We start from the raw sequence: 23,210 nt of genomic DNA, 5'->3' as shown, positions 1-23,210 counted from the left end.
AAAATGACAATAAACTTAAAAGAATTTAATTGAGAACAAATTAAACAAACTTTCTGAGATTTATTTATTCAAATTACAACCATTCCCGCTCATATTACTGGTGGTAAAGAAATTAATTTAATCGAAGCGCCACTTTGGCTTTTAATAGCAAACATTGCTTTTTGATTCTTAACAGCGATTATAGTCTGATTTATTCTAATGCTAATTTGGAAAACCATATCAGTATTTAGATAAAAGCGAAATTAATGTCAAGAAGTTACATTAAAGAAAGGGGGTGATTATATGTTTACAACTTTCTTAGCTGAGGCACCAGCAAAAATAACAGCTAGCGATGCGATGACTAAATTGTGAAATGCAATTATAACAGCATTTACTAAAATGTGAGAAATTATTGCCGTTAATATGCCACAAGTCGGTAACTTCTTTGCTGACTACTGAATCTTCATTTTTCCATTTATTTTGGCAATATTCTTTATTTGTTTTAAAATGTTTGAAAAATTACTTGGCGCAGTCCGCTAACAAAAAATAAAGTGAGGTGCAAGATGAAATTTTGCAAATGAATAATAGAAAAAAATAACCATTTTATTGAATTGAATCGCACCTCATTTTTAATTTTATGACATTGAGGAGCAATTTGATACATTTACAACGGTTATTTCAAAAACATTGTGAGCTATTTATTTTTAGCCGGTTGTATTTTAGTTTTCCTTTTTAAAATCGGTAATTTCACACAAATTAACAAAGTGATTAACTTCTTAAAAAACTCACCATTAAATATTGTGATTGGTTCGTTAGGAACTGGAAAAACCGCCTTTCTAGTATATGCAGCAAAATTACTAAAAAAGAAGAAATATCACATCGCATCAACTTTCCCATTACTAGAAACCCAAAAATTAAGCTTAGGGCATATGGGATTATTAGACTTTGATTATCCGGTATTGCCAGACAAAACCTTACTGTTGTGAGATGAAACCAATTTATTTTTAGAAGGAACCGATTGAGAAAAAAATAATACCAAAAACGAAGAAACTGGTATTCAAGAGTATTTCGCTCTTGCACGCCATTTCGGTCATATTGTTCTCGCTAGTGGTCAAAGAGATAAACATATTTGAGTTAAAGTTCGTGATATTGCCAACAATGGATTGTGGGAATTCGCAAAAAACCAGTTAATATTTTTCGCCCCTACTTAAAAGTCATTTATGGCACCTTTACGAGCATTGAAGAATATGAACGCTGACGAAACACCTTAATTGATGCTAAAAATAATAAAAAGGGTCGTCGCATTAAATATCGCGATATTCCTGAACTTGATATTTATTTTTTTAAACTAAAAATTCCTCTACCAATATTGAACACTTACAATTCTTTTTATCTAGCATTTTTAAGAGATTACTTAAATTCAAAAGTAAATCCTGACTATGAAGATAAATACTATACTGACACAGCAATTGATTTAGAAGACTTAGAATACTTAAAAATGGATAAATTTAGCAAATTTTTAAGAAAAATGAAAGAAAAGGAATAATGAAAAATGGAAAATCTCGCAAAAATGGCCGACTTTCTCGCTCAAATGCTTTATAAAGTTTTTGACTTAATTTGAAGTTTAGAAGTACCAGGAACAAAAATTCAACTAATATTTCCTTTATTCTTAATGCTTGCAGTAGAATTTCTTATGGCAATTATTCTCGGTTTTGGTAGTCAACAAGTTAATTTAGAACAAGAACGCCGATATGCCGTTAAAAATAGTGGCCGTTTAAGTGCCTGAGGAAAAGTTAAAAAACACCAACAAGATATATCCGCTAGAATTAACAAACAAGAGAAACAAGTCGGTAATTTTCACCACAAAAAAAGCGGTCAAATTACCACAGTTAGACAAAATAAAAATTTCAAATCGTGAAATCAAAAGAGTAAATAAATATGTTCAAACTAATTATTATTTTTATCTTAATAACTGTTCTTGGACTTCTGGCTGGTAGTCATTTTGAAACTTTAACGAACTATATTAGTGAGGGTCTTGCCAATTTTAAAAAGTTTATTACTAGCAATTTAACAATTTTAGAACTATTTAAACCAATGGCACGAACATTTTCGCAACATCCAATCTTCACCATTCTTGGCGTTACTTGTGTACTTATTGCTTTATTTATTGTTATTAAAGGACGATAAAAATATGAAAGGAGCGTTAAAATGAAAAAACTTTTAGGAAAATTATTTAAAAAAGATAATTCAAAAGAAAAAATGCCATTAAAATTAAGAATTAAAAATTCTTTTAAAAAGCGGTGGTTAAAAATAGTATTAAGTATCGTTTTCATCTTTATAAGCTTATTAATTTGTGCGTTAACAGTAAGTGGTGCTAAATGAATAACCGGAACAAGTGACGAATTTAATGACTTTATGAATAAAGAAATGGTTAATTTCTTCGGCAAGTTCAATAGTGGTATTATGCTTGCAGGAATATTTGTTTTTTGATGAGGCGGAGCAATATATTTTGCAATTAAATTTGAAAAATTAATCCGCTTGATTATTCAAAAAATTAAAACAAAAAGAGCCTTGAAAAATGAAATGAAGCAAATTAATTAGTTCTTTAAAAAAATGTTGATGAATAATATTTAATTACATTATATTCATATCTTTAAGTATAGTTTTATTGTTACATACAGATATTAAAAATTTGCAACAATTTATTAAAAATTTTGGACCAATTGGTAAATTAATGATTATAGGTTATTCCTTAGTATGAGTAACCATAACAGAAATAGTAAACTGTTTAATTCGTTTTATATTAAAAAAGATTAAAGCTAAAAGAATAATGAAAAATAAAATATTTTAAAAAGGAGTGATAAAAATGTTTATGAAAATATTTACCGTGTTAATTATTGGTTTTAATAATATTTTTATTACTCCGCAAAACATTAAGAATGATAAAATAACAACACAATCACTAATTAGAAATAAAAGACAAAGTAATAAAGTTTATGATTTTGAAATTAGAAACTTGAAAAAAATAAGATTTTTAACGGAAAGGCAAGACCATGACCTTTTAAAAGTTGAGATAAGAACAGAAGAAAATATAAATGCAAATATAGATAAACAATTACCAAATTTAAAAAATGTAAAAATTTTTAGTTTAGAGTTTAATGCAGAGCTTGTAAATAACAGAATTAAACAAAAAGACTTTCAAAAAATAACAAATACTTATGGAACAAAAATAGATACTTCGGGTTTAAATTTTTATACCTGAATGATTAATATACCCAATAAAACAATAAGAATTAAAGCACAAGGAACAGAATTATTAACTTTTGAACATGACGACACTAACAATTATAGATTAAATAAAACAAATAATTTTGAAATTGAAATTGAAAAAGATAGTACTGATATTGAATTACCGACAACAACCACCGATTTTGATGGTAACCATAATTATAACGATGTTGTTGATAACCTTGACTATTTAATGATTCATCGCGGTGATTTTGACAAATTCAATTATTCTTATCTTTATTGAACACCAGTATTTAATTTCATTGACACCTTAGAAAAAGGTTATTACAAAGAATTTACGATTAAAAATCACGGCTTTAAAGACGAGAGCTATTTTTATCATAAGACTTCAACTATTTTACCAAATTCAGAAATAATCGACCCTACAAATGCAACCAAAATTGAAGTTATAAAAAAAATTAAAAAAAGACTTAATGAAAAAATTAACAATCTTGCTGGCGTAAATAATGCAATTGAAGGCATCGACTATAATACAGAAATTAAAGATAATGACAACAATTACTTAGACGATAGCACTACTTTTGATTTAACAACAGACAATGTCGCTGACAGAACATTTACCGTTAAATTCACCGCAATTGAAACGAGCACACAATTGCAAGGAACAAATACGATTAAAATGGTCATTCCGAAACAAGATGATAACAACGATAATGTCCTCAAAATTAAGGCATTTAATAAAACCCTAATTGCTGGAAATAACTATTTACAATTATTACACGGTGAAAATGAAATATGAAAATATGACACCACAAGAGCTAACGATTATTACCTAATTAAGTACCTTTTCGGAACCTTAAATTACCTCAATGTTAAATTTAGTTTTCTACGATATGACCCCGATTTAAAAAATGATATTTACCTATATTTTAAAAATAACATTCCTAGTATTAACAACAGCGATTACAAAAATGTTTTTGATGAAATCTATGAAATTCTTGGCAATTTCTTTGCTAGTTTATTTTATGCGACTTTTGATATGGACGAAAAAACTCATACCGAAATCGATTTTAAAGGCGTAGGTAACTATAATAAGGACTACTTTATTCAAATTGGTTTCTTTTATCGTTCGTTAATTACCTTTTATCCCAAAAAATATTTAATTAATATTACTGGTAATTCAGAACTACTACTAAGAAGTTATTTTTTTACTTTTGACAAAAAAACACACCAAGAGAATTATAATACCATTAAAAACAACAATAGCATTTATCAAATTGATTTTAATGTGCTTAAATCTTATGACAATAAACTGATTAAATTATCAGTCAGTAAAACTGCCAATAGTATTAATTATCTTAACACCGACATTGATATTCGCTACGGTATTAATATTTTTACTTTAACATTTCCTTTGTACCATAAGCAAAATACCGCTAACTACAATTTTAAAATTTATGACTTTAATGTCCTTAATTCCACAGCATTTATCCCTGACGGCTCCACCAATTCAGAATGGGATGACCTAATTCCACCACCAAATTGTAAATATTCCGGACGATGAATACCAACCTTTAATGATATTGGTTGTGCCATTCAGAATGCTGGCATTAAAATGCTAAACTGAATGCTGATAGCTTCACAAATCATTACCATTTTACGCCCATTAGCAATTATTGCCAAAGCAACAGTTAATTTTTCAACCGCCATTTTTCCAGTTTTTAAAACGGTACCAGCTTTTTACTATACCTTTCAATTTTTAATCGGTTTTGCCATTTTTCTAATGATATTAAGAATTTTCGTGTAATATATATATATGATTGAAAAAATAAAGTAATAAAGGAATTAAAATAATGAAAATTTTAAATATAATAACTCTTTCTACATTAACAATATTACCAATAGTTGGCTGTTCTAAAAAACCAAATGAACCAGTAGAACAAAAAGATAACGAAAACAAAATTTATGATTTTGAAATTAGAAACTTAGAAAAAATAAGATTTTTAACGGAAAGGCAAGACCATGACCTTTTAAAAGTTGAGATAAGAACAGAAGAAAATATAAATGCAAATATAGATAAACAATTACCAAATTTAAAAAATGGAAAAATTTTTAGTTTAGAGTTTAATGCAGAGCTTGTAAATAACAGAATTAAACAAAAAGACTTTCAAAAAATAACAAATACTTATGGAACAAAAATAGATACTTCGGGTTTAAATTTTTATACCTGAATGATTAATATACCCAATAAAACAATAAGAATTAAAGCACAAGGAACAGAATTATTAACTTTTGAACATGACGACACTAACAATTATAGATTAAATAAAACAAATAATTTTGAAATTAAAATTGAAAATCCTTAATAACTAAATTTAAAAACCGTTAAAATTAATGCCTTAGAAGGTGGTTTTCTATGATGACGGCGCCCTTAAATAACTAAGCAACTTTTTCATTTTTTGACAAAGTAAAAAAAGGCAGTAATTTTAATTAATTACTGCCTTTAAACTTTATTTTATTATATACAATTTATACTTTTATTCTTAACAAGAGATTAAAAATTTGTTATACTTGTTGTTAAATTGATTGCTTCTAAAATGCGTAATAATATTTTAATTTAAAAATTATTGATTTTCTAATGGATTTTCACTGAAATTAACATCAAGTTTGCCTCCTTGTGAATTTCAAGTTATTGGTATATTGAATATAATTATTGTTGGATTATTTATATCATTAACTGATAAAACAGAATTTCCCTTATAATCCATTGCAAGCATGTCAGGATATTTAGAAGCAATTTCTTTGATAGTTCTTGTTAAAAAAACAGTATTTCAATGATTTAAACCATCTTTGCCTCTGTATTTTGGTGAAGTTATTTTAAAGTCCGAAGGAAGGTAATACCTTATTATTCCATCTGATTTGTATGTACCTTGTCGGATTATATATTGTGCAATTCCTTTTGAATTAGAGCCCACAATAAATGATTGGCTGGGTGCAGTTACTGTTTCTTCTGTAGTTGTTGTTTTATCTCATGTTTGGCTTGAATTAACATTAACATTTATAGATGAGTTTCAAAATAAAAAATTAAAACTTGTTTCAAATGATGCTGATTCATTTAAAGAAATAGTAAAAGAATTTGTGTTTCCAATAGTTTTTGAATAAGATTGAGTTTGAAAAGTTTGAGAAGAACTAGTGTTATTTATATAATTATTTTCAAATGTTTGAACTACATTATCAGATATTGCTGTCATATTTTTTGTATATAAACTCCCAGTTCTATTTATTAAAAAATTATTATAATATTCAGAAACTTTGTCTTTTGCTGTATCAACTCAATAACTAAAATTTTGCTCAAAAGCTTCCTGTGTACCATTCATAAAAGTTTGAATAATATTTTCTACACTTGTTGGTGGTAATATTTCGAATTTTAAATTACTACTTAAAACATTATTTTTCGGTACAGTTATTATATAAGGACTATTAGCGACAACACCAGACATTCCGCTTCCAGTTATTATTATGATTCCTAAAATTCTTAATAATTTTTTCATATTAATTAAATTCCTTTCGTGAATTTTTACTAATTAATAAAAATTTATATCACTTTCTCCTTTCTTCAAATCTTATTCTAAAATCTACTTACCTTGGAATTTGATTATACACTAACAAACAAAAATTTCTAATTTTTACGGCATTAAAATATGAAAAAATTTAATCAAGTAACAACTAATTTATAATGAGATTAAATCAACAAAAATAATTAAATAGAAAGCAGGTTTGTAAACAATGAAATATATTATCGCCGAAAATCAATTATCAGATTTAGAAGCACGCTTACAATGCTGATTAAAGGGTTTTTACCGAGATAAAAACTATCATAAAACTAAAAAACGAATTAATAATTATTTAAACCTATGCAAACAATTTTATACCGAAAAAAATACTTTAAAATCATTAATTAAAAAACACTTTCACAATATTGACATAACTTTTTATCGTTGAGCTAAAAAAATTATTACTGGTTACTATGAAAATAATTTTAGTAATTTAATAATTAAATCAACAAAACCGTTGAACCCACATTATCAATTTAACATTGAAAGTCGTAAAAAAATATGTGATTTATTTTACAAATACAAAAACATTAAAGCTGGTGGTGTTTGGTCATTATATAATAATCTCCTTAGAGGCGAACATGACGCCCATAAATATGATTTACCAAGAAATATTAGAACATTTTATCGCTGAATTAAATCTGACCCTCGCTATGATAAAATTAGACAAAAAATTAAGGAAAACAAACGCTATTATAACCGTTATGAAGTAAAAGAAATCGGATTAATACAAATGGATGCTAAACACTTTCCCAAGTCAAAATATCCGGTAGAAAAAAATATGTATGTCTATGACTTTATTGATGAAAAGACAAGAATGGTATTTGGTTATGTTTATGATAGTTTAGGAACTAACAACGCCATTAATGCTGTGCAAAGAGCAATATATGATTTTAAGAAGTTTGGAATAGAAGTTAATAGAATTAGAACTGATAATGCTCCAGAATTTACCACTACTAATTGAAGTAATAAAAATGAATATAAGATAAAAGAAAGACCCTTTAGTAAATATTTAAAAGATAATAAAATAATACACGAAACTACTCCAATAAGGTCACCCCAAAGTAATGGTAAGATAGAAAGATTTCATAAGAATTATAATAATTTATTATTGTTAGATGATATCAAAAGATTTAATACTAATGAATTACAAAGATATTTAAATGAATATTATTACTTTTATAACTTTCAAAGGAATCATTGAACAATAAAAGACATCCCATTCAATTTTCTAAACAAACTTTTAAAAACCTCTTGAAACTAACATATGTCTGTGCTATAGTACAATTAATAATTTAGAAGGGAAAAAATATATGAGTCAAAATGTCGCAAGAAAATATGGTTTATTTATGTGCCTCTGTATGGTTGTGGGGACAGTAATTGGAACTGGGATTTTCTTTAAAAATGAAGGTGTTTACGGCTTTGTTAATGGTAATGGAATTTTAGGAATTATTGCTTGAATTATTGGTGGTGTTGTAGCAATTTCTTTTGGTTTATCATTTATGGAAATTTCATCGGCAAAACAAGATAATAATTCGGGAATTGCTTTATATGCAAAAATGTTTGCTGGTAGTAAATTTGGTCGTGTTGTTCGTAACGCAATGAATAATATTTATTTGCCATTAACTGCTTTTACAGTAGCTTATTATACTAGTAAGGCTTCTGTTTGAGCAATTGGTGGCGGTCAAGATGCGGAAATGCGTTTAGCAAATGTCTTAGGTGGTTCTAATGTGTATGAATTATTATTAAGTATTTTTGCAGTTTTATATACTTTATTTGTTATTGTTTGTTGCATTTATAATGAATCAATTAGTAAATGAGTACAAATGATTACCGTTGTTTTAAAATTAATACCATTAATTTTTATTGGTGTTGCTGGATTAATTGTTGTTAATGCAGGAGCAGGTGCTTTTTTAGAAACTGGATTAGGTGATCCAAAAAAATATGAAATTGTTAAAAATAAAGGTCATTTTGAAATGCTATTAATGGCGTTACCAGGAATTCTTTTTGCCTTTGATGGTTTTTTATCAACAACTTATATTCAAAAAGATGTTCGGAATTCTAGTAAAAATATTCCTTTAGCCTTAGTTTTTGGTTTAACAGGAATTACCTTTATTTATGTCTTAACTTCAATTTCAACATTAAATTTAGACCCTAGTGGTAGCGTTGCTATTGCTGCGGGGAAAATATTTAATAATCCAACAGTTAATGCTGTTTGTACGCGCTTAATTTTTATTTTTATTCTTATTAGTGCTTTTGGCACTTTAAATGGTTATTGTTTTTCAATGACAAAGTTAACAAGGTCATCATTAGATGATGGTTTTGTTGTTGGTAACGATAAAATATGACAAAAAGTTATTAATCGTTTTGGTATTAAAACAGCAACATTAATGGTGATGGGAGTATTATTTGCAGTTTGAATTGTAATTATGGCACTACCAACGATAGTTACTGATGATAATTATAATTTCTTTGATTTTATTAGTAATGCTGGTGTTGTGATGGCATTTATGTTATATGGTGTAATTATTTTTTATGGTTTATTAAATCGTTATCGTAAAAAAATTAAAACGCTTAATGCTTGATATTTTATTCCGGCAGCGATTATTTCCATATTATGTATTACTTTAATATTGGGATATAATGTTTATTCTTACTTTGCTTTATTAGTAACCTCTGAAAATAAAGTAGGAGCAATTTTACAAATTTTCTTTTTACTATTAATTCTTGCTTTGCCTTGATTAGGATTATTTATGAAAGATAATGAATTAGAAAATGATAATGAAGCTGGTAATGGATCAGAACTTGGACAATCAACAAGTGATAATGGGACGACAAATAATTTTTCTAATGATAATAATGTGCCAGAAATTTATGTTTCTCTGGGACAAATTACTCCTAATGAGACTGGTAATGGTTCTGAATTTGGTGATGAAATTACAGAATTATAAAATAGTCTTGCATTAGACTATTTGAAAATAGTATAATATATCTTAGTTAAAGGGGATGTATTATATATGGCAAAAATAAATCCAACAGGACTAATAATTCCTAAAATATTAATGATGATTGGCGCTATTTGAATTATGGTTTTTGCAGTTGCGATTGCAATTAGTAAAGATGAAAATGCTGGTGTGATGTATGGTTTAAAAATTTCGTGACCGTTATTATTATTTTTAGGGTTAGTATATATATTGATTCCTTTTTCTGTTAAAGTTGGAATTTGATCATTAGTTTGAGGTGCTTTAATAGCAACCCTATCAATCATTATTCTTATTGGTAGTCTTATTGATGTTGATTATAAATCAATATGAACTTATTTTGGAGCAGCACCTTATGCGTTTTTAGCAGTAGGTTCAGTCTTATGAACATTAACATCATTTAAAACAAAAAAATAAAATTCTTATTTTTATAAGTGAAGCTTTGGCTTCACTTTTTTAATTGAAAAATTTATCTCATTAAATTTTTATTTTTAAATTTTGTATAATATTACAAAATAAATTTAGATAAAATATTAATATTTTCTAAAATTGGTACATAAATTCAATTAATATGATTTAATTAGCTTGGTGTTACAATTTTAAAATAATAAAATAAAAATAATTGTTTTATTTATGAAAGGATTATGATTTATAGATGTTAAAACGATACTATTTGATTACTGCGTTTTTTCACTTTTTTAGAGCTTTACCGCATGCAATCTTGTTTACTTATTTTATTAGTAAGGGGGTTGGGTTACTATTAGTAATTATGGGTTAGTTCAAACTTTATTTTTTATTGGTATTGTTTCCTTTGAAATTCCTAGTGGTGTTTTTAGTGATTTATATTGTAAAAAAAAATGTTAAAGTGATTTCATTATTAATTAATGCTTTAGCATTTGTTGGGGTATTTTTATCTTCTAATATTGTTTTTTTAATAATTTGTTATTTTATTTATGGTATTTCTTCTGCTCTTGATACTGGTTCGATTGATGCTTTTATTGTTAATAAATTATCACAAGAAAATAATAAGGAACAATTAATAAAGAAATTTATTAGTTATAATAATGGTTTTATGCTTTTAGCAATGATTATTGGAGCAACAACGGGAATATTTTTATACCAATTAATTGATGGTGTTATTTATTTAATTTCTGCCACAAGTTTTATAATTTTAGCATTTTTTGTTTTTTGGTTTTTTGATAAAGAAGTTAAATCAGAAAGCAATATAACGATAAGAAGTCAGTTTAAAAAAACATTTGCTGTTTTTAATTACAAAGAAGGAATATTTATATTTATTTTAATTATTATTATTTTACAGTTTCCTTTACAAGCGATAATGCAATATTGACAAATTCTTTTAAAACAAATTAATTTTAATATTCAATATAATAGTATTTTTTATTCGTTAATATTATTTTCAACAGCACTTTTTTCTTATATTTTTAAATTTGTAAACATTAAAGAAAAATTGCTTCCTATTTTTATGTTAATCTATTTGATTGGAGGATTATTTTTCTTTTTAAATAATGTTATTGTGATGGCAATAGTATTTTTTATTGTAACATTGGCGAATACATTTATTATGTTATTCTATAATAATAAAATTCAAAATGCGATTTCATCAAAACAAAGGTCAACGATTACTTCAACAATTAGTTTTTTTAGTCGTATTGTTTCAATGGTTGTAATGTTGGTCTTAACATTATTTAATAGAATTTTAAATAATCCTTTTTCAGCTTTTGCAACTGTGATTTTTATTGGTGCTATTAGTTTATTTATAGTATTTTTTATTTTGCAAAATAGCAATTCAAGACAAAAAGTCGCTTTTGATGCAAATTTAGATTATAAAATTCCTTATCATATTAATTTAGTTACTAACTATAAAAAAAAGCGCATTCAAATTATTGGCACGGATGTTAAATTTTTTAAAAATTTACGATTTAGTTGACGAAAGCAAGAATTTTTAAAATTTTTTAATAATTTTCAAAATAAACAATTTAAGTTAATAGAGTTAAAAGATTTTTTAATTGCAAATAATAAAAAATCGCATCGTCATATTAATAATTTTATTTCATTTTTATTACGAAATAAAATTATTTTATCGGATGAATTAATTGATATGCAAGACCGCTATTCGCGCCATAATTTATATTTTGAAATGATTGGTAATAATAATTTTAATTTTTTAAATTCAAAAACAATAACCTTAGTTGGTGCGGGTGGTATTGGTACTAACATTGCTCTTTTATTAACAGTTGCGGGTATTAAAAAAATATATTTGGTAGATGATGACATTGTTGAATTATCAAATTTAACTAGACAATATATATTTTCAGAAAAAGAAGTTGGTCAAAAAAAAGGTAAAGTGCTTAAAAAGCAGTTACTAAAACGAAATCGTAATTGTGAAATTGAGCATCTTGATTTTAAAATTTCTAAAGATAATTATGAAGAAATTGCTTTGAAAATAAATGATAGTAATTTTATTATTGTTTCTGCTGATTCTAGTTTTTTAGTTTATTATTTAATAAATGAAATCGCAACTAAATATAAAATTCCTTATAGTATTGCGGGGTATGTTAATAAGTATGGGATTGTTGGACCGTTAATAGTTCCCGAAGTAACTAAATGTTGAAACTGTATTGTTCCCCAAGATAAAAAACCAACTCTTAAATTTTGAAATTCAAATTTTAAATCACCAAGTTATGGTCCTTTAAATAGTTTAGTTAGTTCTATTCAAGTAAATGAGATTTTAAGATATTTTGCTAATGCTAAAGGAATAGAAACATTAGGAAAACGAATGTTTATTAATTCGGAAAGTTATCAGATTTCTTTTGAAAATACAAAGAAATTTAACTCGTGTAAACTTTGTTTTGTCAAGAAAGGGGTGTAGTTATTATGTTTGAAGTTATTACTCAAAATTAATTATTAAAATAAAATTTTTATACGATGTGGTTAATAAATTTCATTAAACACATCGTATTTTGTTTTGTTAATGTTATTTATTTTATTTACAAATAAAATAACAAATTTTTAATTAAGGCGGTATATAATCTTATTACAACAAGGAAATAAAGAGTGATTTATAAATGAAAGAAAAAGGTTATTATGATTTATTATTAAAATTAGGTGAAACAATTAATGAAGATTATATTGTTAAAAATCTTAATGATGAAAAAAGTGCTATTAAAGACATTGATAAATATTTATTGAAGCAATTTAATAATATTTTAAGTATTAAATTGCAAGAATATAAAACAGTTGATGATAAGTTAAAATTTTTAAATCAAATTATTGGTATTTATAGTGAACAATCACAATTATCTAATAATGTTTTATTACAAATAGGTAATGATTTGCAAGAAAAGGTTAGTTATCATCAAGAAATTCGATTAATTGATAATCACTTATTTACTAATGAAAATGAACAAGAATTAATTAATGAAATTAATAAAGAAATTAAAACTGCTGATAGTGTTTATTTTATTTATCCTTTTATTTCTAAGGGAATGATTAATAAAATTAGAAATTCTTTTTTGTATGCTCAACAACATAATATTAAGATTAATTTTATTACGACAACTTTTGATGATATTGCTTTATTTGTTAATTTATATGAATTAGAAAACTTAGTTAATAGTTATAATAATATTTTAATTAGGGTAGAAGATAATACTGAAAAGCGTAGCGAAAGAATTCATATTAAAGCAGCGATTTTTAAAAGAAAATCAGGTTTTTCAACAGCAATTGTAGGCTCTTCTAATTTAACTTATAAGGGAATGATGCGTGGAAGAGAATGAAATATTAAAATTAGTGAGTTTAGTAATCCTAATTTATATTATCATCTCTTTCGTGAATATGAAAAAATTTGAAATGATAATCTTGTTAATTTTAATAATGCTAATGAGCGTGAGATGTTACTAACAAGAATTGATAATAATCGTTTACATATTAAAGCACAAAGTGAGGGAACGATAACAAGAAAATATTCAATGTATGATTTTCAGCAAAAAATTGTTAATCGTTTACAATATCGTCGCAAGATTAATAAAACTAAGCATTTAATTATTATGGCTACGGGAACTGGGAAAACTATTATTAGTGCTTTTGATTATTTAAATCAAATTAAAGAAAATAATAATTTTCGCCCCCGATTATTATTTTTAGCTCATCAACGAGAAATTATTGATCAAGCAATATTAACTTTTCGTAATGTTTTACAAGATAATAAGTTTGGTTGTGTTTTTTATGAAAATCAAACATTAGATAATACTAATTATTTATTTGCTACTGTGCAATCAGTTTATCGTAATTTAAAAAAGTTTTTACCGGATCAGTTTGATGTTATTATTTTTGATGAAGCCCATCATATTGCTGCTAAATCATTTGTAACGATTTTTAATTATTTTCAATCAAAACAAGTTATTGGTTTAACAGCAACTCCCGAAAGGGAAGATAATAAGTTAATTACGCCGTATTTTGATAATGAATTTGCATATGAATTACGATTATGAGATGCTATTAATCAACGCTTATTATCGCCATTTGACTATTATTGTATTGATGATATTAGTAGTAATCTTGAAGGTATTGATTTAAATAATGATGTTGAATTGTTTAAGAAGTTGAATACTAGTGAACGCAATAAATTATTATTTAGTGTGATAAATAATTATATTGGTATTTATGCTCAACCATTTTGTTTAGTATTTTGTATCACAACAACGCATGCTAAAATTGTTGCTAATTTTCTTCAAAAGGAAGAAGGGTTACAGGCTGCTTATTTAACTAATGAAGTATCCCAAGAGCGAACAACAATTATTAATAATTTTAAAAAGGGTAAAATTAATTATTTATGTGTTGTTAATATGTTTAATGAAGGCATTGATGTTCCGCAAATTGATACAATTATAATGTTACGACCAACAAGTTCAAAAACTATTTATTTACAACAATTAGGTCGTGGTTTAAGAAAAACTGATAGTAAAAATAAGTTAGAAGTTTATGATTTAATTGCTAATGTTGATAAAAAATATGATATTACTGTGGGAATTAAAAATCTTTATAATTCTCATTTAGAAAGGAATAAAGCATTTTTAGGTGGTAATAGTGGTTTACCCTATGGGTGTACGATTACTTTAGAGAAACGCAGTCAAAAAGTTATTTTGGCAAACTTACAAAAATGATATGAAAATAAAAAACGCATCCATTTAGTTATTAAACATTATTATCGGATTTATGGTGTTGATGGTTTAGTTAAAGTTTTACAAGATTATGAATTAACCCTATGGGAATTTTATAATTTTTTAAATGATTTTTATTTAAAAATTGGTCAAGATATTAAAGTTTATGCAAATGGTATTAATGATTCTAATCGTAATAAAAATCTTTTAAAGCAATTTTTATTTCTTAATGATTATTATTTAATAAATTATTTTTATCAGCGATTGTTAAAAAACATTAATAATGAAGCAATTAATTATGAATATGATAATTTATTAATTTGTTCGCTTTTATATGAAGTAACTAGTATGAAAGCCTTTTTAAAAGTGTTTCCTAATTATTTAGCAATTGATGATTTAGTAGCAGAATTTATTAATCATAATAAATTAGTTGTTAATGAACTAGTAATGATATTAAAATATAAATTAGAAAATGAAACCTTATTAGTTAATGAACATAATTTTTTGTTGTATCCATTGTTAGCTTATGAATCAATATTTACTGTTCGTCAAGCCTTATGTGCAATTCGTCGCGTAAATTTTATTAAACAATTAGGTGAATTAAGAATTATTGCTTTTCAAGCGGGACATTTAACTTTTGATCAAACAAAAGCAGTTATTTTTGCTGATGTTGCTGGTAGTAAATATGGTAAGAAAACGAAATATGATGCTACAAGTAAAGAATATTGGTGGTCAATTCCTGAGGATAAAACAATGCAAAGTAAACTAGTGAATGATTTACAAAATTTAAAAATTGCTAAATTTTTATTTTTAGATAATAAAATTAATCACAATTTACCAAATTTATATTTAAAACTTTATAATTTTATTGGTTTGGGAAAATACATTGATTGTGTACAAGAAGATTACATTACTGTAAAGTTTTTGATAGAATAAATCTATATATAATAACTTTGATTGGAGGCATTTTATTTAAAAAATTTTTATAATTAAAATTACAAGAATTTGATGAATTAGAAAAAATGTTGCCAAGATAAGGAATGATAGTTATGACAAGAAGTAATTTATTTAAACTTAGTTTAGTAGTTAGTAATATTTTTTTAGTAGCATCTTGTAGTAAAATTAGTGATTTTTTACTTAATAATCCACAATTACAATATCATATGTTAGCAGTTGGTAATGGTTTATCAACGATTATTACGAATTCGCAATATAAAAATCGGGCAATAATGTTTGATACGGGTATTGGCGGTAATCCGCAAGATTGATGAAAAGATAAATATGCAAAAAGTAATTTTGTTGCTAATTATTTAAAAAACCTAAAAATTAATCAATTAGATGCAATTTTTATTTCTCACGATCATACTGACCATACAAGTAATTTAGAAACGATTGTTAATACGGTTAATGTTAAAAATATTTATGGTAGTCGTTCATTTTTTGAACGCTATCAAGGCAAAGCAAGCAAAAAATGACCAAAACAATGAGCAGATTTAAAAATTATTGTGCAAGATGTTAAGCCAAGTTATAATATCTTAGGTTTATCATTTGATAATTTAACTTATAAAATTCAGGACTTTATTAATAGCAATTCAAGTAAAGATGAAAATAATCAAAGCTTAGTATTATCTTTTGTTTATCAAAATCAGCGGTTTTTATTAACAGGCGATACCGAAAAGAAAGTAGAACAAGAGTTATTAAAAAAGAATTTGCTTTCAGAAGTTAATTTTTTACAAGTAGCCCATCATGGTAGTAAAACATCAAGTTCATTGTCATTTTTAAATAAGATTAAACCTAAAACTTGCTTTGCTTCGGGTGTTAATCCTGATACTTATGGATTAGAATATGTTGGTAATAAAAGTCATATTTATCCAACAGCAGAAGTAATGGCTAATTTAAAAACTGTTGGTTGTGATTTTTCTTGAACAGGAAAAGATGGAACATTAGTTTATACAGTTACAAATAGTAAGGCACAAGTTCAAAAATTAAATTATCATATTAAAAATCATACATAAATTGTTTTGATAAAATTATTAATTATTTAAAAAATTTAATGATTACGATATAATTACTATGTAATTTAAAGATAATCATAAAGAAGGTAATTATTTTGCAAGGATTTCTAACTAATGAAAAAGATTATATTAATATTTTAGGACAAAATTTAGCAATTCAATATTTAATTATTTCTTGTATTATTATTGGGGTAGTATTTATTGCAATTATTAGTGCAATTTTATTGGTTATTAACTATCGCAATCGTAACCTGAAAAATTCAGCTTGAGAAAAATTTAAAAATGAAAAATTAATTTATAATATTGAATCAGAAGTAATTAAAATGGGGCAAGCATTAAAAAATAAATAGTTATATTTTTATAAGGTAGGCAATAGATATGTCATGAAAAGAAAAAATAATGGATAAGTTTTTTAATAAAGCAGAACAAAAACGATTTAATGATAATAAATTAAAGGCAGAGCAACTTGATCCGTATTTTCCTTATGAAAGAAAACAAAAGCAAAATGATGTTCCCCGCGTAATTAATCGTTATGAGTTTACAGTTGATGATAAAAAATATTTTAATTCTGGTATTAATAAAGAACCACCACCATATTATGAAGAAAATTATAGTTTACCAAAAGCAAGAGTTTATAGTCCTAAAAATGGTTATAATCGTGAATTTGGTGGCATGCCGTACCAACAAAATTCGCCAACAATAACTTCTTATCAATATCCACAACCACAACAACCAATTTTAGATTCATCACCTAATGATTTTTTAGAGGATAATCATAATGATTATAGTCCAACTTTATATCAAAAAGCATATCAAGAACCATATTTATCATATGATGAACCACGAGGACAAGAGATACCGTATCGTTCGTTAAGTTTAAAAACTATTCCTAAAGAAATTGCTAATGAGGTTCGTAGTGAAAAATATCGTTTGGTTTTAACAATGATTATTGGTTTTTTAGGAATAATTGCTTCTTCAATACCATTAATTTTGTGATTTTTAAAGCAACAAAATATTGTTATTGACAATGAAAATTTAATTCCGCATCCAACTTTGATGATACCGTTATGTATTGTGTCATTAGGTTTATTTTTTATTTCTTTGTTTGATTGAATTAAAATTAAAAAAGAAGTGGAAGGATATTTAAAAAAAGCTAAATTAGGAAATAATGTTATTCCTAATTTCATTATTGCTAATTATCGAAAAATGCATATTCGTAGTATTATTATTAATTGAGTAGCTTTTCCTTTGTATATTATTGGTGCTGCAATTATTGCTATTCTTTATGGATTATCAGGCGCAACACAGCCAAAACTTTTTGGGTTTTTAATTTTAGATATGACGATTAGAGATTTAACAACAGAAATTATTATTTTAACAGGAATATTATTTGCCTTATTTTTTTTACAAGTATTAAATATTATTTTTGTTCGTAAAAGAAAAGCTAATATTATTGGTTTTTATGGTTATGAAATTATTAATCCTTATGAAATGTATGAATTAAAGCGAATAATAAATCGTCGCTGTTTATGAACTTGATTAACAATTATTGCGATTATGTTTTTTGTTATTGCGATTCCGATTTGATTATTACGAAGAAAAAAAAATTAAGGTTGCTTCAAGTTAAAATGTATTTTCATTTATTTGTAAATCTTTTTATTAGTAATGATGGAAATTATCACTTGCAAAATATTAATCAAAAATTAATTGTTAAACAAGATTTTAATATTATTATTGATAATATTGAACAAGAAATAATTTGTGAGCGAGAAAATTTACAGCAGTTACAAACAATATATATTGCTGTTAATTGTTCTCGTGACCTTGATTTTGAACAATGACAGCGAATTTTAAATATATTACAACCATTAGCAAGGAATATTATTGAATATAATTTAGAATTACATTGTAATAATACTGATGAATTATTTTTGTTATGAAATAGTTATGGTGTTAATCGGTTAATATGAAAAGTAATTTCATTTAGTCGGGCGGTATTATTACAAAATAATTATTGTGATAATATCAATTATGTTAAGCAAATTAATAAAGCATTAGTTAGTGGTTTTAAAAATCAAGCAATTGATTTATTTTATAATTTAAAAGGTTCTTCTAAAGCTGTTATTGAAAATGATTTAAATATTTTAAGAAAATTGCCTGTTAATCATATTAGTTATTATGAAGCTGATAATAATTGTGTTGTAATTACATATCAATGATTGAAAAATATTTTAAAACAAAATGGTTATTTACCTTATGAGAAAAATAATTTTATTACTAATAGAGGCATTAAATCGCAACATCAATATAGTTATTGAACTTTACAAAATTATTTAGGTGTTGGTATGGGCGCTAGTTCTTTTCATAAAAATTCACAAATAGTTATTTGCCAAAATACTAATGAATATCCATTATGGCGACAAACAATTACTAAAATTACAAAACAAGAATATTATGGACAAATTTTTATTATGGGGTTAGGACTAATTGAAGGCGTTGATTTGCGAATAAAGCAAAATCAAGTAGCTTATGAATATTTTCAAAATGCGATTAATAAACTCATAGTAAAAAAGAAACTAAATATTAAAAATAATTTTCTTTTTTGTTATCAAGATGAGTGAGAAAATTTAGATGAGATTTTATTATCATTTATTTAATATCGCAAACAAGTTATAATGAAGAAGGAAATATCAATTGCTGGTTTAGCTCAGTCGGTAGAGCACACCCATGGTAAGGGTGAGGTCAAGAGTTCAATTCTCTTAACCAGCACCATTGGAGAGTTGTGTGAGTGGTTTAAACAGTCATCTTGGAAAGGTGATGAATTCGAAAGGATTCCACGGGTTCGAATCCCGTACTCTCCGCCATAAAATGAAATATAATAAATAAATATTTATAAAGGGGTTTTTATGAAAAAAAGGATTATTTTAGATGAAAAAGTTAAATTACATAATGGTATTATGATGCCAGTTATGGGTTTTGGAACATATAAAATTGAAAATAATGAATTAGGTAAGGAAGCGATTTTAGAAGCTTTAAATCAGGGTTATCGTCATATTGATACGGCTAAAATTTATGGGAATGAAGAAATCGTTGGGCAAGCAATTAAAGAAAGTAAGATTTCTCGCAGTGAAATTTTTGTTACGACTAAACTTTGAGGTAATGAATTAACAAAAGAACAGTATTTACAAGAGATTGATAGCTCATTAGAAAAATTAGGTTTGGAATTTGTTGATTTATTTTTAATGCATTGACCGTGAAATAATCGTAAAATTGCTTGAGAAGTATTAGAGGAAATATATCGTGCTAAAAAAGCTCGTGCGATTGGTGTTAGTAATTTTAATATTGAGCAGTTAGAACAATTAAAACAAGATGCTAAAGAGTTACCAGTTGCTAATCAAATTGAGTTTCATCCGGGATTAAATCAAACAGAATTAAGAGCATATCATCAAAAAAATAATATTGTAACTATTGGTTGAGGAACAATGAAATATCATGACTCTTTACCAGAAACTTGTGAGCAGATTGCTCGTGAATATAATAAAACAATTCAACAATTATTTTTACGATGAGCTTATCAACATCAAAGTTTAATAATTCCCAAGTCAATGCATAAGACGCGGATTATTGAAAATAGTGCGATTGATGATTTTAAAATTAGTGATGAACATATGAAGTGAATTGATAGTTTACCACAATCACGAAAAGGTCCTGATCCTAATAATTTTGATTTTGGAAATTAGAAAAAACCTTGTAATTTTACAAGGTTTTTTCTATTATATTGTTAGCTTTAAACTAATGAAGAGTCAGATTTTAAAGCTACTTCTAAATTGTTTCCTGCGGTTAATAAATAAGAATGAAGCATATCTTTTTCAATACTATTTAATTTATTTAACAAAATGCTATCAATTTGTTCTTTGATTAATGCCGCTTTTTTAATGATTTCTTGTGCTTTAGGAGTTAAAGTTAATAGTTTTGAACGACGGTCACTAGCAAGAACTTTACAAGTAATATAACCCTTTTTAACTAATGTTGATATCACGGCTGATGTGTCAGCTTTGGATTTGCAAAGTTCTTTTGCAACATTAACAATAATGGGTTTATCTTTGATCTTATCAATTACTAATAAAATATTTATATGTACAGGCATTAGATTTTTAATTTCTAATTTTCTTAATAAGTCAATGTATAACTTTTCTTTAAGTTGCGAGATTTTATATAATAGAGCTAGATGATTTATCATTGTCATTCATTAGACCACCTTTTTGTTGTTTTCTCTTCATAACATAATTATATAATAAATTATCAAAATAATTCAAATATATTTTATATTATATCTTAAATAGTCTAAAAATAGTCTAATGAAAAAATGAACCTGCATTAGGTTCATTTTTTAAAATTTACGGGGTGGCTTTCTTTCATGATTGTCTTCTGTTTTACAAGTCGGACAGTCACTACAGTTATTTATATTATTACTTTGATGTTCTGCTCCCGGTGTACGACAAGTACATTGGCAGGCAACACAGCGTAATCTACAATTATCAGTCATTATTTCTCCTTTCGAGTAATGTCTCTTAATTGTATCACATAATTTAGGGTTGCTTGTCTACTTAATATTAGGGATATACTTTTTAAATTATTAATTAATTTAAGTAATAAAATTATATTTAAGTTATTTTTTATTTACAAAAGATAAATATTAGCGTATTATAATAATTAAAATAGAAAGATTATATTTTAATGGAAAAAGAAAAAAAGGGTTTAACACATATTGGTTTTATATTATCAGCTTTAGCTGGTGCTGTTGGCTTGGGAAATATTTGAGGTTTTCCAACGCAAATGTATCGTAATGGTGCTGCTGCTTTTTTAATTCCATTTTTTATTGCAATTTTAGTTTGTGGTTTGCCAATTTTAATTTTGGAAATTAATTTAGGAAATAAGTGAAGGAAATCACATAGACCGCATAAAGAAATCGTTTGGTGAGAATTTTAAAAAAACTACTAAGAAAAAGACTGAGATAAAATCAGTCTTTTTTAATTAGGTTAAAATTGTCGTTAACCTTGCTTAGTTTAAGAAAATAATAGCAAAACCAACCAAATAAAACTCTCTACTTGGAATGTCGTTAAACCAAGCAAGCGAGGATAAACAAGACAGGGGTGGCCGTACCGCTACGACATAATGGAGGCAATTCTTTTAGGCAATATAAAAGAATTATCGTGGTTTGGGGATAAATCTTTAACTTGCAATAGTTAAAGAGTGAGTGTTCCACAATAAAAAAATTTTAGAAATCTTACTATTTATAAGGAGGTTCTGCGAGTGTCTTTAAAAGAACTCTGTCAAAAAGAATTAAAAATTAAAATAAAAAATAAATCAACACTAATTAACAAATGTCAGTGTTATATCAATGAGTACTTTACAAAATTAACCAAAAACAGAAAAGGTGGTTGATATTGTAAAAAATATGCTCGGCATTGTTTAGCAAGGTTAGAATTTATTAATAAACAAAAAATCAATGCTAAACTTTGATTTTTAACTTTGCAATGCCAAAATAATCATCAAATTATTAAAAAATTAATTTTTGAACAAAATAAATGGAAAATTATTAATATCAAAAATTAGGAAAAATAGGTATATATAGGTAAGAAATTTCACAAAGTGGTCAAGCTGGAACACTAAAAAATAAACGAAGTGGGAGGAAATCTGATAAGGTTAATCAACTAATTTAATTAGTACTACATGGGGCAGAAGCGTAGTCGCAAGTGATTAACTAAACCATACCTAAGGGAAACTATGCCTAAAAGAGGATAAGCAACAAAGTTATTTAACAAATAACTAGTGAAAAAAAGAAAAAAATATAAGAAGATTGATTAATCTCTCTCTTTCTATCAATAAAAAATAAACGAAGAAGGGAAAATATATATGGTTGAAAATAATATCAAAAATACAATTAGCGATTTAATTAACGAAATTAAAACAACAACAGAAAATAATTTAAGCAATTTAGAGCAAATTATGGAAGCTTTAATTGATAAAGTTAACAATATTGAAAATATCTTAAATCAAATAAGATAAAAGATAAATTAAACCAACTATTTATTAAAATTAGTTGGTTTTTTATTTATCAGAAATAAAAAATAATGGAGATAAAAATAAAGGTAGGTAATTATCATAAAAAAAGATTATTCAAAACCAAAA

General features: G+C 25.7%; 25 protein-coding genes and 2 tRNA genes. 25 read left to right on the top strand and 2 right to left on the bottom strand.

The window, feature by feature from the left end; genetic code table 4:
* The first annotated feature begins 3 nt into the window (after nt 1-3).
* From AAHM88_RS05335 to AAHM88_RS05290, 10 genes are read left to right on the top strand one after another with little or no spacing between them, the layout of a single operon-like run.
* Nucleotides 4-234, top strand: coding sequence for a hypothetical protein (locus AAHM88_RS05335; RefSeq protein WP_342262403.1), 231 nt, complete (start codon nt 4-6; stop codon nt 232-234).
* A 48-nt stretch (nt 235-282) separates the two neighbouring features.
* Complete coding sequence (locus AAHM88_RS05330; RefSeq protein ID WP_342189962.1) at nt 283-519, top strand: hypothetical protein; 237 nt, start codon at nt 283-285, stop codon at nt 517-519.
* Nucleotides 520-542: 23 nt separating this feature from the next.
* Nucleotides 543-1,190: a hypothetical protein gene (locus AAHM88_RS05325; RefSeq protein WP_342262478.1), complete on the top strand. Its 648-nt coding sequence runs from the start codon at nt 543-545 to the stop codon at nt 1,188-1,190.
* On the top strand, nt 1,145-1,525 hold the full coding sequence (locus AAHM88_RS05320; protein WP_342262477.1) for a hypothetical protein: 381 nt from the start codon (nt 1,145-1,147) through the stop codon (nt 1,523-1,525). The genes AAHM88_RS05325 and AAHM88_RS05320 overlap by 46 nt, the downstream gene beginning before the upstream one ends.
* 6 nt (nt 1,526-1,531) lie before the next feature.
* The gene (locus tag AAHM88_RS05315) at nt 1,532-1,915 is read left to right on the top strand and encodes a hypothetical protein (protein WP_342262242.1); all 384 of its coding nucleotides are present in this window, start codon (nt 1,532-1,534) and stop codon (nt 1,913-1,915) included.
* 2 nt (nt 1,916-1,917) lie between these two features.
* Nucleotides 1,918-2,166: a hypothetical protein gene (locus AAHM88_RS05310; RefSeq protein WP_338968164.1), complete on the top strand. Its 249-nt coding sequence runs from the start codon at nt 1,918-1,920 to the stop codon at nt 2,164-2,166.
* 21 nt (nt 2,167-2,187) lie between these two features.
* Nucleotides 2,188-2,580 (top strand): hypothetical protein, encoded by a 393-nt coding sequence (locus AAHM88_RS05305; RefSeq protein WP_342262405.1) that lies wholly within the window; start codon nt 2,188-2,190, stop codon nt 2,578-2,580.
* Nucleotides 2,558-2,830, top strand: a complete 273-nt coding sequence (locus AAHM88_RS05300) for a hypothetical protein (protein ID WP_342262476.1) — start codon at nt 2,558-2,560, stop codon at nt 2,828-2,830. Before AAHM88_RS05305 ends, AAHM88_RS05300 begins: the two co-directional genes overlap by 23 nt.
* A gap of 15 nt (nt 2,831-2,845) precedes the next feature.
* Nucleotides 2,846-5,035 (top strand): hypothetical protein, encoded by a 2,190-nt coding sequence (locus tag AAHM88_RS05295; protein ID WP_342262475.1) that lies wholly within the window; start codon nt 2,846-2,848, stop codon nt 5,033-5,035.
* Nucleotides 5,036-5,081: 46 nt separating this feature from the next.
* Complete coding sequence (locus tag AAHM88_RS05290; protein WP_342262407.1) at nt 5,082-5,594, top strand: hypothetical protein; 513 nt, start codon at nt 5,082-5,084, stop codon at nt 5,592-5,594.
* 258 nt (nt 5,595-5,852) lie between these two features.
* Here AAHM88_RS05290 and AAHM88_RS05285 read toward each other — a convergent pair whose 3' ends face one another.
* Nucleotides 5,853-6,779, bottom strand: coding sequence for an ETX/MTX2 family pore-forming toxin (locus AAHM88_RS05285; RefSeq protein ID WP_342262408.1), 927 nt, complete (start codon nt 6,777-6,779; stop codon nt 5,853-5,855).
* Nucleotides 6,780-7,014: 235 nt separating this feature from the next.
* On the opposite strand from AAHM88_RS05285, the gene AAHM88_RS05280 reads away from it, so the two are divergent.
* The 12 genes from AAHM88_RS05280 to AAHM88_RS05225 all read left to right on the top strand — a co-directional run bounded on the left by AAHM88_RS05280 (nt 7,015) and on the right by AAHM88_RS05225 (nt 20,758).
* Nucleotides 7,015-8,106 (top strand): DDE-type integrase/transposase/recombinase, encoded by a 1,092-nt coding sequence (locus AAHM88_RS05280; protein ID WP_342262409.1) that lies wholly within the window; start codon nt 7,015-7,017, stop codon nt 8,104-8,106.
* A 49-nt stretch (nt 8,107-8,155) separates the two neighbouring features.
* Complete coding sequence (locus tag AAHM88_RS05275) at nt 8,156-9,793, top strand: APC family permease (RefSeq protein ID WP_342262474.1); 1,638 nt, start codon at nt 8,156-8,158, stop codon at nt 9,791-9,793.
* Between the two features lie 66 nt (nt 9,794-9,859).
* Nucleotides 9,860-10,240, top strand: a complete 381-nt coding sequence (locus AAHM88_RS05270; protein WP_338968675.1) for a hypothetical protein — start codon at nt 9,860-9,862, stop codon at nt 10,238-10,240.
* A 418-nt stretch (nt 10,241-10,658) separates the two neighbouring features.
* Entirely contained in the window at nt 10,659-12,713 is a 2,055-nt protein-coding gene (locus AAHM88_RS05265) for an MFS transporter (protein ID WP_342262473.1), read from the top strand.
* Nucleotides 12,714-12,909: 196 nt separating this feature from the next.
* Nucleotides 12,910-15,939, top strand: a complete 3,030-nt coding sequence (locus tag AAHM88_RS05260; protein ID WP_342262472.1) for a DEAD/DEAH box helicase family protein — start codon at nt 12,910-12,912, stop codon at nt 15,937-15,939.
* A gap of 113 nt (nt 15,940-16,052) precedes the next feature.
* Complete coding sequence (locus tag AAHM88_RS05255; protein ID WP_342262471.1) at nt 16,053-17,018, top strand: ComEC/Rec2 family competence protein; 966 nt, start codon at nt 16,053-16,055, stop codon at nt 17,016-17,018.
* A gap of 95 nt (nt 17,019-17,113) precedes the next feature.
* Nucleotides 17,114-17,368 carry a hypothetical protein gene (locus tag AAHM88_RS05250; RefSeq protein ID WP_215825455.1) on the top strand — a complete coding sequence of 85 codons (255 nt, stop codon included), beginning with the start codon at nt 17,114-17,116 and terminating at the stop codon, nt 17,366-17,368.
* Between the two features lie 28 nt (nt 17,369-17,396).
* Nucleotides 17,397-18,629, top strand: a complete 1,233-nt coding sequence (locus AAHM88_RS05245) for an MSC_0882 family membrane protein (RefSeq protein WP_342262470.1) — start codon at nt 17,397-17,399, stop codon at nt 18,627-18,629.
* A 17-nt stretch (nt 18,630-18,646) separates the two neighbouring features.
* Entirely contained in the window at nt 18,647-19,675 is a 1,029-nt protein-coding gene (locus tag AAHM88_RS05240) for a hypothetical protein (protein ID WP_342262469.1), read from the top strand.
* Nucleotides 19,676-19,714: 39 nt separating this feature from the next.
* Nucleotides 19,715-19,790 (top strand) — tRNA-Thr (locus tag AAHM88_RS05235).
* Between the two features lie 2 nt (nt 19,791-19,792).
* Nucleotides 19,793-19,882: transfer RNA gene (locus AAHM88_RS05230), tRNA-Ser, on the top strand.
* A gap of 42 nt (nt 19,883-19,924) precedes the next feature.
* Complete coding sequence (locus AAHM88_RS05225) at nt 19,925-20,758, top strand: aldo/keto reductase (protein ID WP_342262468.1); 834 nt, start codon at nt 19,925-19,927, stop codon at nt 20,756-20,758.
* Nucleotides 20,759-20,805: 47 nt separating this feature from the next.
* On the opposite strand, the gene AAHM88_RS05220 is transcribed toward AAHM88_RS05225, so the two are convergent.
* Nucleotides 20,806-21,264, bottom strand: a complete 459-nt coding sequence (locus tag AAHM88_RS05220; protein WP_342262467.1) for a hypothetical protein — start codon at nt 21,262-21,264, stop codon at nt 20,806-20,808.
* A gap of 491 nt (nt 21,265-21,755) precedes the next feature.
* Between AAHM88_RS05220 and AAHM88_RS05215 the strand changes: the two genes are divergently transcribed.
* The 3 genes from AAHM88_RS05215 (at nt 21,756) to AAHM88_RS05205 (ending at nt 23,087) form a co-directional block, all read left to right on the top strand.
* Nucleotides 21,756-22,007, top strand: a complete 252-nt coding sequence (locus AAHM88_RS05215; RefSeq protein ID WP_342262466.1) for a hypothetical protein — start codon at nt 21,756-21,758, stop codon at nt 22,005-22,007.
* A gap of 324 nt (nt 22,008-22,331) precedes the next feature.
* Nucleotides 22,332-22,634, top strand: a complete 303-nt coding sequence (locus AAHM88_RS05210) for a hypothetical protein (protein ID WP_342262465.1) — start codon at nt 22,332-22,334, stop codon at nt 22,632-22,634.
* Nucleotides 22,635-22,934: 300 nt separating this feature from the next.
* Nucleotides 22,935-23,087, top strand: a complete 153-nt coding sequence (locus AAHM88_RS05205; protein WP_158500808.1) for a hypothetical protein — start codon at nt 22,935-22,937, stop codon at nt 23,085-23,087.
* Nucleotides 23,088-23,210 lie beyond the last annotated feature (123 nt).

The sequence above is a fragment of the Spiroplasma endosymbiont of Dromius quadrimaculatus genome (assembly GCF_964031155.1).
Taxonomy (GTDB): Bacteria; Bacillota_I; Bacilli_A; order Mycoplasmatales; family Nriv7; genus Nriv7.
The sequence above is the reverse complement of the archived record's forward strand: the minus strand, read 5'-3'. Positions and strand labels throughout refer to the sequence as shown.